The 12,658-nt window shown below is 58.8% G+C and carries 13 protein-coding genes and 1 tRNA gene; 2 read left to right on the forward strand and 12 right to left on the reverse strand.

The features are described from left to right. Nucleotides 1-225 precede the first annotated feature (225 nt). The 5 genes from TabM4_RS06890 to TabM4_RS06910 form a co-directional block, all read right to left on the reverse strand. Nucleotides 226-555, reverse strand: coding sequence for a DUF2190 family protein (locus TabM4_RS06890; protein ID WP_434620319.1), 330 nt, complete (start codon nt 553-555; stop codon nt 226-228). 1 nt (nt 556) lies between these two features. After that, the gene (locus TabM4_RS06895) at nt 557-772 is read right to left on the reverse strand and encodes a phage head-tail joining protein (RefSeq protein ID WP_434620322.1); all 216 of its coding nucleotides are present in this window, start codon (nt 770-772) and stop codon (nt 557-559) included. After that, nucleotides 773-2,515: a prohead protease/major capsid protein fusion protein gene (locus TabM4_RS06900; protein ID WP_434620325.1), complete on the reverse strand. Its 1,743-nt coding sequence runs from the start codon at nt 2,513-2,515 to the stop codon at nt 773-775. 113 nt (nt 2,516-2,628) lie between these two features. Next, the gene (locus tag TabM4_RS06905) at nt 2,629-3,969 is read right to left on the reverse strand and encodes a phage portal protein (RefSeq protein ID WP_434620328.1); all 1,341 of its coding nucleotides are present in this window, start codon (nt 3,967-3,969) and stop codon (nt 2,629-2,631) included. Next, nucleotides 3,970-4,530 carry a hypothetical protein gene (locus TabM4_RS06910; protein WP_434620331.1) on the reverse strand — a complete coding sequence of 187 codons (561 nt, stop codon included), beginning with the start codon at nt 4,528-4,530 and terminating at the stop codon, nt 3,970-3,972. A 207-nt stretch (nt 4,531-4,737) separates the two neighbouring features. On the opposite strand from TabM4_RS06910, the gene TabM4_RS06915 reads away from it, so the two are divergent. Continuing rightward, a complete protein-coding gene (locus tag TabM4_RS06915; RefSeq protein WP_434620334.1) occupies nt 4,738-4,896 on the forward strand; it encodes a hypothetical protein in 159 nt (52 codons plus the stop codon). A gap of 49 nt (nt 4,897-4,945) precedes the next feature. After that, nucleotides 4,946-5,197 carry a hypothetical protein gene (locus tag TabM4_RS06920; RefSeq protein ID WP_434620337.1) on the forward strand — a complete coding sequence of 84 codons (252 nt, stop codon included), beginning with the start codon at nt 4,946-4,948 and terminating at the stop codon, nt 5,195-5,197. Here the strand turns inward: TabM4_RS06920 and TabM4_RS06925 are convergent. The 7 genes from TabM4_RS06925 to TabM4_RS06955 form a co-directional block, all read right to left on the reverse strand. Next, nucleotides 5,180-6,007 carry a DUF2971 domain-containing protein gene (locus TabM4_RS06925; protein WP_434620340.1) on the reverse strand — a complete coding sequence of 276 codons (828 nt, stop codon included), beginning with the start codon at nt 6,005-6,007 and terminating at the stop codon, nt 5,180-5,182. The genes TabM4_RS06920 and TabM4_RS06925 overlap by 18 nt on opposite strands. Before the next feature lie 11 nt (nt 6,008-6,018). Further along, on the reverse strand, nt 6,019-7,779 hold the full coding sequence (locus TabM4_RS06930) for a phage terminase large subunit family protein (protein WP_434620343.1): 1,761 nt from the start codon (nt 7,777-7,779) through the stop codon (nt 6,019-6,021). After that, on the reverse strand, nt 7,769-8,206 hold the full coding sequence (locus tag TabM4_RS06935) for a DNA packaging protein (RefSeq protein WP_434620346.1): 438 nt from the start codon (nt 8,204-8,206) through the stop codon (nt 7,769-7,771). Before TabM4_RS06935 ends, TabM4_RS06930 begins: the two co-directional genes overlap by 11 nt. Before the next feature lie 525 nt (nt 8,207-8,731). Next, nucleotides 8,732-10,861 carry a VapE domain-containing protein gene (locus TabM4_RS06940; protein WP_434620349.1) on the reverse strand — a complete coding sequence of 710 codons (2,130 nt, stop codon included), beginning with the start codon at nt 10,859-10,861 and terminating at the stop codon, nt 8,732-8,734. 112 nt (nt 10,862-10,973) lie between these two features. Further along, entirely contained in the window at nt 10,974-12,134 is a 1,161-nt protein-coding gene (locus tag TabM4_RS06945) for a tyrosine-type recombinase/integrase (RefSeq protein ID WP_434620352.1), read from the reverse strand. A gap of 170 nt (nt 12,135-12,304) precedes the next feature. After that, nucleotides 12,305-12,377, reverse strand: a tRNA-Ile gene (locus TabM4_RS06950). A 46-nt stretch (nt 12,378-12,423) separates the two neighbouring features. Continuing rightward, nucleotides 12,424-12,612, reverse strand: a complete 189-nt coding sequence (locus TabM4_RS06955; protein ID WP_434620355.1) for a CTP synthetase — start codon at nt 12,610-12,612, stop codon at nt 12,424-12,426. Between the last annotated feature and the right edge of the window lie 46 nt (nt 12,613-12,658).

Consider the following 12,658-nt stretch of genomic DNA (forward strand, 5'->3'; position numbering starts at 1 on the left):
GGGTGGCCCGAGCCAAGGGCGGCTGAGAAGCGCTGCGGCAAGGACAAGCCGCCGCAGGCGGAGGGAGATCGAGTAGGGCCGGAGGATTCCGCAGCGCATTGATTCCAATATGAAAAGCAGCGGATACCAACAAAAATACCAACAAAACCGTTGCATTTTTCCGGGTTCGTCGGGGTTTTGCGATACCAACAAGGTCCCTTCTTGTTGGTATCGCAAGGCATAGTTTCAGATCGAGACCAGCCGCACAAGGACCGTCGCCACCCCGGCCCCGGCAGCCTGCGCCACGGTTCCGAGTCGGGTGTTGCCGGATGCGGTTTCGGTCACCAGATCGGCAGACGAATCCCAATAGACGGGTTCCCCAAGGGTGAGGTTCTGCGCCCCGACCTTGGGCAGTTCCCAAACCCCCGTGACGGCAACGTCAACGGGTTCCCCGGCTGCGGCGCTGCCAAGGGCAACCCCGGCGATGCTACCAGCGATGACGACTCCACCGCTGGAAACGAGTTCCGGCGCGGGGATGGTCAGGTGTGAACCTGCGGAAACAAGATTTGTGGCCATGTCAGACCCCTTTGCTTGTGAGTGGATAAAGGATGGATTGCCGGGGGCGCGATGCCCCGGCAATCTCGGATTCAACTGCGGCAATAGCGCGGGCGAGTTCGGAGTCGCTCTTGTATTCCACCCGTTCCCCGTTGCTGTCTTGGACTGATCGAAGCCCGTTGAAGCGGGCGTCTTTCAAGCGGTCGCGCCATTCCTGAAGCTGGGCAAGCGTTGCCACTTAGGCCCCCGCTGCGCGATAGGCACCGCGCCAATCCAGCCAGCCCGTTCCGAAGTCCAGCCAGCCCCGGAATTGCATCCCCAGCGTGTTCCACGCCTCTTGCCGCTGGATTTGGACGCCCTGCGCGGCTGCAAGGTAGCCATATTGCAGGGAGGGCAGTTGCGCCGGATCGGCAATGACATACCACGTCGCCCCGGTCAGGCGCGGTTCCACCACCAGAGTCAGCCGGATCGGCTGCACATCATCCGTGGTCGGCGCGTAGATGGTCGCCAGCAGCTTTTCGGCAGCGGTTTCCAGATCGGGCGAGACCACCAGATACTTCGGCGTTGCCGCGATGATCGTCTTGCCGTCCAGCCCCTTCACCGTCCGCATATGCTTCCGCGCGGCGGACAGGGCAGTTTCAGACAGGGCAGACCCCGCACCCGAAACGCTGTTGCCCCGGCTCACGTCGAAAACGGGCGTCCCGTCGCTGAGATCCGGGTTGCCGGTCAGCATGGAAACCAGTTCTTCGGCTTCGGTCTGGGCAGCGGCCTGGCCCATGGCAGCGGTCATATCGCCCAGAAGGTTCAGATCGTCGTCAATCAGAAGCTTGCGACTTACGTTGATCATCCGACCGAAGGTTTCCAGTCGCATCACCTCACCGGACTCGGCGCGGCTGGTATGCTTGAATTCGCCTTGCTCGGTCATGGGTTCAAGACGGCCCATCTCGCCAATGCGAATGGAAGTGCTTTCCTTGAAGTTCGGAAGGGTCCGCTGCCGCGCCAGCGCCTTAAGGGGGCTTTCGGCAGCCTGATAGGCTTGCGCCGCCACCTTGCCCATGGCGTTGCTAACCACCAGCGGGAAGTCGGAAGTCGTCAGGGACCGCTGAAACAGATCATCGGCGCTGAGACCGCGAACGGACTCCCCGGAACGGGTCAGGCAGTCGGCTGCCAGATCACGCAGGCTCATGCCCACAAAATCACGACTTGCGGCCGGCAGTTCACCACCCACCATCCGGAAGGCCAGCGCATCAGCCGCGCGGGTCTGGATTTGTGCGGGATCGTCATTGGACGGCCCCACCTTGATCTTCGGCAACGCGGCGCTGCGCTTCTGCATTTCTTCGAATGCAGCCGCGCGGGCATCGGTCACGGTCGCGTCTCCGTCAATTTGGGCGTCTGCCCAATCGGCGGGAAGGTTGGCAGCGCGGGCAATCGCTCGGATCTCCGCGCGGGTCTGCGCCTTTTCTTCAACTTCTGTGGTCATTGGGATATCTCCGCTTCGGAAACGAGCGTCCCGGTCAGCTCCAATCGGGACCGCCGAAACCTCCATCATGTGCCATTCCTTTGCTGTTCGAATTCTTTGGCCATTCTCAGTGGAGTCAGCCCAGCGGGTCACGCGGTAGCCAATCGAGACCCCGCGAACCGTGCCTTCAATGATCCGGGCGACGATGGGCGCGGCGTCGGGTGCTTGGCTGAGACGGATCGTCACCACCAGCTTCCCCGCCTCCATCCCATGCCCGACCACGGTTCCAATCACGTCGCGGGCGGAGTCGGTTCTATGCCCGTCAAGCAATGGCGCACCGTCCACCCGCGACAGGTCCAGCCCAGCGGGGTCCAGGCGTTCCAGGTAAGCCCCCTTGGGGTCGCGCCGCACCACGTCCGCGAAGGTGGATGCCACCGCTTCAATGGTGCCTGCCTCAGCGTCATAGGTGGACGGGGTGAACGTCGCGGCAGCGCGGGTGAGGTCAAGCGGGCTTGCGGTCATCGTCGGAGTCCTTGGCTGTTTCCCATGGCGCGCGGGGAAGGGTGATCGGGGCATCGGAGTCAGCGAGTTGCCGCCGCCACCCATTCTTGAATTCTGTGGGTTTGAGGGGCTTCTTAGCCATTGGGGACGGTCCCCCCGCGTTCGGCCTGAAGTTCTTCCTCTAGGTCTTCGAAGACCCAGCCCCGTTCCGCCACGGCTTTCCGGCGCGAGGTCAACCCAGCTTCGATCTCTGCGACCGTCGCGTTAATGTCTTTCAGCGGGTCCACTTGCAGCGGTTTCGGAGGCAGCCAATCGGCCTGCAAATAGGCATCTGGGTTCGCTTCGAAGTCTGGGGCGTCCAGATCGCCCGACAGGATGCCATGCAGGATCACCGCGCGCCAAACGGGGGCCAAGAATTGCGGGACCAGCACGGTATATTGAACCTGTTCCATCCGCTGCCGGAACGGCAGGAGTCCAGCCCGCAAGCTGGAATAGTTCGCCCCGGTCAAGTCACCCGAAAGCATGTGATCCGGCAGCCCCAGGCCTGCCGCGAGTTGCCGAAGGTTCAACTTCAGGAATTCCGCGACTTGCTGGGCTTGCTGGGGCGAGTTGAATTTAATGTCGGTTCCGTTCGGCAGCCGGATCAAGGCCCCCGGTTCAAGGCTGGGGGTCTCGCCGTCATAGGGTTCCCCGGTCCCGTTCATGTCCACGATAAAGCCCGCATGCATCGCCGCGACCTGCGTGCCTTTTAATAGGGCGTCACAGAGGCGGTCGAAGTCGGACGCGGGCAGGATCACGGGGGCCAGCCAAGACACGCCACGCAACTGCCCCGGCGCGAGGGGCTTGAAGACGTGAAGCACGAATTCGGCGTCCGCGCGCACCGAAGGGGCGTTGGTCTGCCAAGCCTGTCCGGGGCGTTCGGGGATGATCCAGTAAGCAGCGCGACGGCCCGTCGCGTCTAGTTCAACCCCCGCAAAGATCGCCCGCCCGTCTGACAGTTCCGCAGTCTTGGACTCGTCCAAGAGTTCCGGGGGCAGGACGCGAAGGCGCGGCCCGTCTGCCGTCTCAATGATCATGGCGAGGGCTTCCCCTGCCTTCACCATGGAGTCGGCAACTGCCACTTGCAGCCCTGCGAAGTCGCTTCGGCCTTCCGCGTCCGCGCGGTTGCACCATTCCGCAAAGTAGCGGTTGAGGGCTTTCCGGGTAGCGGCGTCGGGATGTCTCGCTGAAGGCTGGATGCCAGCCCCCACAAGCGCCCCGGTCAGGTTTCCAACGGCATTATTCAACCATGGGTTGTTCTGAGCCAAGTAGTAGGCCCGCGACCGCAGCGCGGTGCCAGCGGCAGCGGTTTCAGGATTAATCCGGCCAAAGGTTCCCATGCCCCAGCCGCGACGGCCCCCGGCAGCGCCATCATAGCGGCGAGTTCGGGTGGATTCGGACTTTCCGAAGATGCGGCTGAGGTTAGGGAATTTCATTCAGTCCACCACATATGCCAGAACAGGAAGGATCAGATCGGATGCAGGGCAAAGCAGCGTCCCAAGGTGGGTTTCGCCGTTGTGCAGGTCCAACAGGCGAACCGCCCGCGCGGCGCGGCTGGAAGTTTCGTCGCCGTCTAGCCAATAGACGCTTGTCTTTATGTTCCGTTGCCCGTCGCGCCCTTGGGTGAAGTTCAGTTCCACCACCCAAGTCTCGCCTTCCTTCGCGCCCCGGATGATCGAGTGAAGGGCGGACGGATACACAATCGCGCCGTCTCCCTGCGCCCAGTTCGGATGCTTGCCAATAAAGGTGGGGGGCTGATTCAATGCGCTGTTGAACGTTGTGAGTTCTTCGCCGCTCAGACCGCAAGAACGGGCAGCGAGCAACAGACGCGCCCGCGCCACCTCTGCCTTGTCGTAGTCGGTCGGTGAGGTCGGACCCTTCCCCGGCAAGCCTTCCAGAAGCTTCAACAGAATGGGACCGCGCAAGATGCCTTGCAGGTCTTCCGGGGTGGTCTTCAAGTGAGGTGCCAGGATGGTGGCGATTTGGGCAAGGCGCATGGCGGGTCTCCTTTGTTGAGACCACCTCTAACGACTTGCACGATTCGGTTCAAGTATTGACACGATTCAGATCAAGGCGCTAGAACGGTCTCACTTCCCGCGTGGTGGTGGGAGGTCCCGTTAGGGGTAACGGGTGCTATGAGTGGGCGGGGGTAACTCCGGCAGAGTCCTACCTCCGCCCACTTCACCATAAAAAGGGGCGGGCAAATGAGCAGAGATCAACAGAAGGCGCTTCGCCGCTATGCCAAGGCCCTAGCCAAGCTGGGCGTTCCCTTCGAAGTTGCCGCAATCCTTATCGCAAACAAGATGCGGGATGACGGAATTCCGATCTCGCTGGAAAACCTTGACCGGGCGTTTTCACTTTAAGCGTGAAACTCAATTTACACGTTTCTTGCATTTGAATTGACCTGAAGTGATGCTTGATTCCATCGAAACAAGGAGTCGCATTATGCTGCAAGTCGAAGATCAGCCGATTTGGATTGGCGCTGCCATCGGTCAATTCCCCGCAGTCTATCCTGTCGTGTTTCAGCGTGAAAATGGATTTGAGCCGGGGCATATCTGCCAGCTAGACGGGAGTCGCTGGGTCTCAGAGGTGCCATATCGCTGCGCCACGTTGGCGGAAGCTATTGGCCGGTTTAGTGATTTGAAATCAGTATGCCCTAGCTGATGATCCGGATCGAAATACCGCCGTCTTTACCATCGAGTTGCTCCATGTTGAAAGGACTCGGTTTATCTCATGCGGTCCTCCCTCAAACTCTGGGCCTACCACAATATGCTCGATGCATTCAGGTTCAATTTCTACTTGGTAATATGGAACAATTCTAGATTGCCTTACAAAGAACTTCAGAAAATCTGCGGTTGTTGAAGACATCCCTTGCGTTATTCGAGTTTCATCTTCCAGAAGAAAGCTTCCATTCTTGATATCATAGCAGTTTTTAGAGAAACGTTCTATTGCTTGAAACAAGTTGAACAGTTCACTAGGAGATGATAGTCTTTCGCCACTACTGCCCCGCTCAACGTTTAAAAAGAAACTATCGTCAATCTTTTCGACTATCTCAAGAATCTCACTAGTATGCGCAGTCACTTCATCTTTGCCATATCGAACCGTTGAGATCTTTGTTGAATCTCCAATAGGTGACGATTTAACGCATTCGGCGAGCCGATCAACATTAAATCCAATTGCGACTCCCTGTCCACCATTCGCATATGCGCGCCATTGGCCAAGGTCATCTCCGTTAGAGGTCATGCAGAATCCAAAGTGCGGGTATAGGTCAATTATTTTTTCTAATTGATTTAGGATGATTGACTTGAGCGCTTCTGACTTTCTCATCGGCCCCAATTGCTCGGCTAAGCATTGCAGAATGAACTTTCCTTCTGCTCTGTCATTGCTTTTTGAGAGATCGCTAAATCTTATAGACTTGCTTTCGACTATCGAAAGGAATGTTTGGAGGGTGGTGTAGTGGTAAAGTATTCTCATTCTCACTCCATTCATGATCCGTCCAACCACTTGCTGCGAATAACCGAAGGTTTGGCCTTCGGCGCTGCCTGACTCGACAGTTCTTCCGCCCGCCTGTCAAGGTTCACCCCAATCAACTGCCGCGCCGCCCATGCATAGGCCGTGGCGTCTAGGGTCTCAGCCCGCTTCCCCTTGATCCTTTCGAACCGTGCTTGGGGAACGCCCCGCGCATACCTGACCACCTTCCGTTCGGAGGTGAGTTGCTCAAAGAAGACAGGTTCCAGGGCGTCACCGAAGCGAACGCCCATCCCGCGCGCTAGGCGGGCGAATAGGTGCGCTTTGACCGCATCCGACCCCACCAGCCATAGAAGCTGCCCTTTGGCCCCTGATTTCTGTAGGAACGGGCGGGAAAAGCCCCCAACCCCCTTGATTGCCACCACCCTCCGACCATAGCGCGGGCGGGTGAAGCTGTTGACGATCTCTGTATGACCCCCGTCGCCGCTGTCGATGCATGCAGCATCGATGCGGATTGCGCCGCCGTTGGGATGCTTCCACGTTTCCTTAAGCAGCGAGTCGAGATCCTGCCAGACCGCTTCCCCGTCGATCGGCCCCCAGAATACGCGGTGATCGAGTGCGAAGATATCGCTGCGCCCGTGTCCCATGATCACGCATTCTAGGCGGTCGTCCTGACAGTCCACGCCTGCCGTTAGGAACAGAACATCATCCGGCAGCGCGTCCAGGCTGAAGGGTTCCCTGCGCCCGAATAGTTCATGTTCGTCCAGTTCCTCCCCATCCGTCCGCCACGGTTCCCCTAGGACCAAGTTCGTAAAGGTCTGAAGAGTCTCAGGGCTTTTCTTGGCCTCTAACCACTCTGCCGCAAGCTTCCCCCAGCGGGCGTTGAAGTGCGGGCTGATCAGGGCATTGACCTTGAATCCCGCGTGGCCCTTCACCTCTGGGGCAGTTGCGCGCCAACGGCCGGCTGCAACCATCGCGGGCTTGTGCCGTTCTTCCACAATGCAACCGTTCTGAGGGCAGACCCAATGGGCGGTTTCTGGGTCGCCTTCGGTCCAATGAATATCCGCCCATTTGATTTCCGAGAACTCGCCGCAGGAAGGGCAGCGGCATTGATACACCCGTTTGTCGGATTTGTCGTAAAGGCGGGTTGCAGGTCCGAAGTCGAAGACGGGCGTTGACCCTGCCACGATCTTCCGGTCTCTGAAGGTCATTGTCCGCATGGTGGCGAGTTCTATCGGGTCGCCTTCCTGCGATACTTCGAAGCCGTCGATCTCATCCAAGATCAGGATTTTCGCGGTATGGCGGCGAAGGGATCGAGGGCTTTTCGCGGCTAGGAATTTCAGGCTGCCGCCCGGAAAGCGCCTATTCAGCATCGTTGACCGTCCCGTCTCATCGGCCTCATCTGTCAGAAGCCCGCGAAGGGTTGGCGATGCTTCAAAGACCTGTTCCAGGTCCACGGCATAGTCTCGGGCATCGTCCGCAGTCGGTTGGACGGCCAAGATTGGGGCAGGACTGTTGGCGACGTGACTTGCGATGATGCCAGACAGCAGCGCGGTATAGCCGATGCGGGCGGATTTCAGGACCGTTACCCGCTCGATATCTGGACTGTCCAGCGCATCGCAGATGCCCCGCTGATACGCCCAAAGCTTCATCCGCCCCGGCAGGGCGCTGGCATTCTGCGGAAGGAAGATACTGGCTTCAATCCAGTCTGCTAGGGGCAGATCAGCGGGCGGGCGAAGGGCCTGCATGGCGCGGCGACGAATGGCTTCAATCCCCATTGGCGAGTCCTTCCAAGGCTGCCTTGATCTCCGCTTCTATCGCGGCAACGTCATGGGCGCTGAGGTGGACAAGCTTCGATCCTACCCGCGACGGGACGGCCAGCATGGTGGACCGAACATCCCTCAGGACGTTGGCCCACTCCCTTTCAACTTCGGCAGCCCTGACCAGTTCGCCCCGCGCTGCCGCGTTGGATATTTCCAGCTTGTCCGCCTGTTCCCGTGCCAGGCGTAGCTTTTCAGCCTTCAGTTCATCGGTCTGCGGCCCGCCCTTGACCGCACCATCCCGCAGCCGCGCTAGGTAATTGTGCAGCGACTTCCGAACATCGAAGCGGCCCCGGCCCACCCGGACCATCACTCCATCGCGGGCGAGGTCATTCACCCTTGCGGATTGGATGCCTAGGAACATCGCCAGTTCCCCGCCCGTCATTACCTCAGGAATGCCGGATGGGGCAGGGGCAGGGGCAGGAAGTTCGCCTAGCAGTTCATCGATCTCAGGATAATGGATTACCATGCATCACCTATTTGGATTGATGATCGGAAAATTTCTGCAAAGCGGAATGAATCGGGGTCTGCGAACCCCGCGATGCACCCCAGCGGATAGGACCCAAGGGAAACGATCTTCGATCCAGACCCATCTTCGCGGTCACGGGCCAAGGGTCACTTGGCAGAACGTGACCCATCGGTGACCCATGTGACCCATGTGACCCATGTTTTCCTATATTACCCCCTGCGATACGCGGCCCCTGCGCATGCTGCCCTGATGCTGTGTAGTCTCTCCCAGCTAGTCTTTTGGTGGATTCATGGTTCACATGGGTCACATCGATGCTAAGGCATTGTAAAGGCGAGATAATCAACGTGACCCATCGGCTAATTTTATGGGTCACGCATGGGTCACATGGGTCACATTCGAAGGCGGTTGGGTTTATCGAAACGCATGATTGATCCTGAGCCATCATTGCCGCACCCATGTCTTGCCGTTTCGCTTGTGATCACGCGACCATCCCAGCAATCGAAGGATTGCCCCAACCTGCCTTGAGTTGCCGCTTGTCTGTTGGGCGGTTGGAATTCCAAGAAACTCCATCACCTCAGCAACCTTGATTTGGTTTCTCGGCTGCCGGTCCAATGTGTCGTCACCGTCAAGAAAGGCCCTAATCGGTTCTTCCCATGGATGTTCTTCGCGGGCCTGTTCTTGCTGGGTCGCCGCTGCCCGTTCCAGTTCCGGCGAAAGGTGCCACGGTTCGCCCGCATTGAATGCAGCCAAGGCTTCCGCGAAAAGCTGTTCCCGGTCGCGGGCTAGGGCGTCGGTCTCGATCTTCGCGCCACAGGTGACGGGCCAGAAGCGCCGCCCGCCCGTCGCGTCCTTAAGGAAGGCGGTTTCATTCGTGGTTCCGACAAAGACACATTGGCGCGCCACCACGTCTGCCCGTCGCGCGTATGGGGCGCGGATCTCATCTGTTGAACGGCTTAGGAACGCCTTCAGGTCTTCGGCTTCGGCCTTCCTTGAAGGGGCAAGTTCCGCCAGTTCCACCAGCCAATGCCCCCGCAGATATAGGCCAGCTTCCCCGCCGTCCCGAATTGAGGGCATGTTGTCGCCTGTCCAGATGCTGCCTAGCAACTGGCAGACCGTGGATTTGCCGATGCCCTGAGATCCTGCCAGCACCAACACATGGTCATGCTTGCAGCCCGGACGCATTACCCGCGCGACCATCGCCACAAGGAAGGCCCTGCCAACCGCGCGGCTGTAGTGCGTGGCCTCTGCCCCCAGATACTCAGTCAGCCACGAGTCCAGGCGCGGCTTCCCATCATGGCGCGGCAACTGTTGCAGCCAATCCCGGATAGGATGATAGCCGTTCAACTCTGCTACTGCCCGAACAGCGCCCGCAGTGAGTTCCGCGCCCACCGCATGCATTCCGGCCTGTTCAATGGCCACCCGGATCAGGCCAAGGTCGGCATCATTGATCGGGCCTGCCTGCCATTCGTCCCGCCCCGTCATTAGGTTCTTACGGATCGAAAAGCCCTTTTCCCGATTCACGCGGTCCAAGAATGCGATTGCGTTATTCAAGGTCGCTTTCGGCTCGCCGTTCTTCGCAAGCATGATCTTGAACTTGGGGGCCGGGATTGCAGGAAGATCGTCAAAGTCCTCTGGGCCATAAACTGGGGCAGGGGGGTTCCATCCGTAATTCATGGCAGTCTTGAATAGCGTGGCGACAGTAACGCCTTCACGCTTGAAACTCCGCCACTTGGCCCGATGCTCCTTTAGGCTAAACCTCTCGTCCTGCTTTGCCCAGTTGCACCAAGTTTGAAACCCAAGATCAGAACCGCCTGAAACGTTGTGAAGGGCTAGGCCAATCGAGATCCACTCTTGATAGTCGGATGCATCGTAAATCGCTGCTAGGGCGCTGTGGATTCTCGGCCAGTCGGGTTCCTCTGGCAGCGCAGCCGAAGACTTCCTTTCCTTTTGGGATATCTTCGCAGTCGGGCCGATACCCAGTTCAATAAGGTCAAGGTCAAGCGGGCGCACCCAGCGATAGGGGTTGCCCGTGTCTGGATGTATCGATGGGGGCAAGACCGCTTGCTTGCCAGTTCCGAACAACTCAATCTCCCAGCCATCGCCCTTGGCCAGCTTCTCAGACCGTAGGGGGGTGAGGCTGAAAAAGTAGAAGTGACGGCCGGCACCGCTGCCGCTCTCCACCTCCGGCAGTTCATCCAGGTTCGACACCAGCCGTCGCAACTCTGCCCATGCGGCCTCAGATGCCTCTGGCTTGCGAATGTCGAGATCAATCAGGTGGAGGTATCCGGCAGCCAGGTGCGACGGTTCGCCCAGTCGGACTCCAAGGTTCGCCCCGGTGTCATATTTCCGTTCAAGGTCGGATCGATTCGCCCGTGGCGCGGTTGACCACGCCTCCGCTACAGGGGCCTTGCTGCGAGGCTTTAGCCAATGCAGCGCGGCACCAGCTTCCACCAGACGAGAGTTAGTTGCATCCAACGGGAAGCATGTGGACGCATGTGGACGCACAATCTGGTATTGCGCTTCGAAATCATCACTGCTATTTTTAAGATGCTTCACGGCTTCACTCTCCAATTAGAAGGCTCGCGGGTTCCAGGTCGCGGGCCTTCTTGCTTCTATACTCCAATGCAGATTATACTCGCACCACTAATGCGAGTCTATCCGCAGGGATGAAGCTGGATTATGGTTAGCCTTTGACTTTATTATCTAGGAAGTCTGAATACCACTGCATCATGCGCCGCCGTTCTTCCAAATAAAGCGCCGCGTTGTATGCGCTGCGAACCTCATTTGCGGGAACATGGGCAAGCTGTCTTTCAATTGCATCCGCGCGCCAAAGGCCGGATTCATTTAAAATCGTTGATGCTGTTGAACGGAATCCATGAACAGATGCGCGCGAGTGATAGCCCATCCTGTATAGGCCATAAATTAGCGTGTTTTCAGAGATGGGTTTATGCCCAGATTGTCCCGGCAGCACCCATTTCAATCCGCAGGCTAATTCCTTTAACTCTTTAAACATGTCTTGGACTTGGGATGAAAGCGGGACGATGTGTTCCTTCCGCATTTTCATCTTTTCGGCTGGGATGCGCCATGTGTCGCCTTCAAATTCGTCCCACGTTGCCAGCCGAAGTTCGGATGACCGAACAAAAGTGTGAGCGATGATCCTGAGACCTAGCGCCGTGGCAGGGTCGCCGCTGTAGGCGTCCAGAGCGGCGAAATACTCCTTAAGCTGGCCTTCCTTCAGGGCTGCCCGATGCTTCTGCCGTGGCGGCGACTTCAAGGCCCCAGCGAGTGGCGCGGCGGGGTCGGAGGTGGCCCAGCCGTTGGCGACGGAAAAGCGGAAGATCGCGCTAAGTGTCTGCCGCAACCGCTTTGCCATCTCCAAGGCGTTCCGGTTCTCCACCTCTCTCAGCAGGGCCAATATCTCGGCGGGCGTGATCGAGGATACATCTTTGGTTCCGATGGTCGGGAAAATGTCGGCTTGTAGCCGCGCCCAGATGCGGTTCGCATAACCGCTAACCCACGTCGCTTCACGGGCATTGAACCACTCGCGCGCGGCGTCTTTGAACGGCTTCTGCGGGGCAGGGGTCGCGCCTTCTTTCAATGCGGGGTCAATGCCAGCCGCTAGCTTGTCCTTCAACTCAGCGGCCCGAAGGCGGGCGGTTGCGAGGGACACTTGGGGGTAAGCGCCGAATGCGGCTGTTCTCTGCTTGCCCTGCCACCGATAGTTCATGCGCCAAAGCTTAGAGCCTCCAGGTGTAACTTGCAGGAACAGGCCCCGCGCGTCGGATAGCTTTTGGACCTTCTCGGATGCCTTCGCTGCCCTGCATTGGGCGTCGGTAAGGGCCATGGCCTGCGTCTCCAAACTGTTGGTATCGAGACCATATACCAACAAACCATACCAACAAAAGCGAAGACCTATCTGGCCTCATGTGGACGCATGATGCGAAAGGACCCCCGCAGACCCCAGTATTTCAGGGGTTTACAGAGGTCTTTGGACGCATGTGGACGAATTTTGAGTAGGGCCGGAGGGACTCGAACCCCCAACCAAGGCGTTATGAGCGCCCGGCTCTAACCATTGAGCTACAGCCCCGTGGCCTTGGGGGTAAGGCTTCCGTCCCGGACGGTCAAGGGGCGCGTCAGGCGGCCTCGTCCGCGATCCGGCGCGCGACGATCCAGGCGGCGGGCAGACCGAGGGCAAATCCAAGCGCGGCCGCCACCAGAATGGGCTTCAGCGTGACCATGCCCATGGTCAGAACGGCGATGACCCCGACGCCGGCTAGGCTCGGCCCGATCAGGGAATAGAGCAGCATGAAGAGTCGCGACATGACATATCCTCCTTGGGCGCGCGTCGGTGCCTTATTGGTCGGAAAT

This window comes from Tabrizicola sp. M-4 (assembly GCF_051132405.1).
Classification (GTDB): domain Bacteria; phylum Pseudomonadota; class Alphaproteobacteria; order Rhodobacterales; family Rhodobacteraceae; genus Paragemmobacter.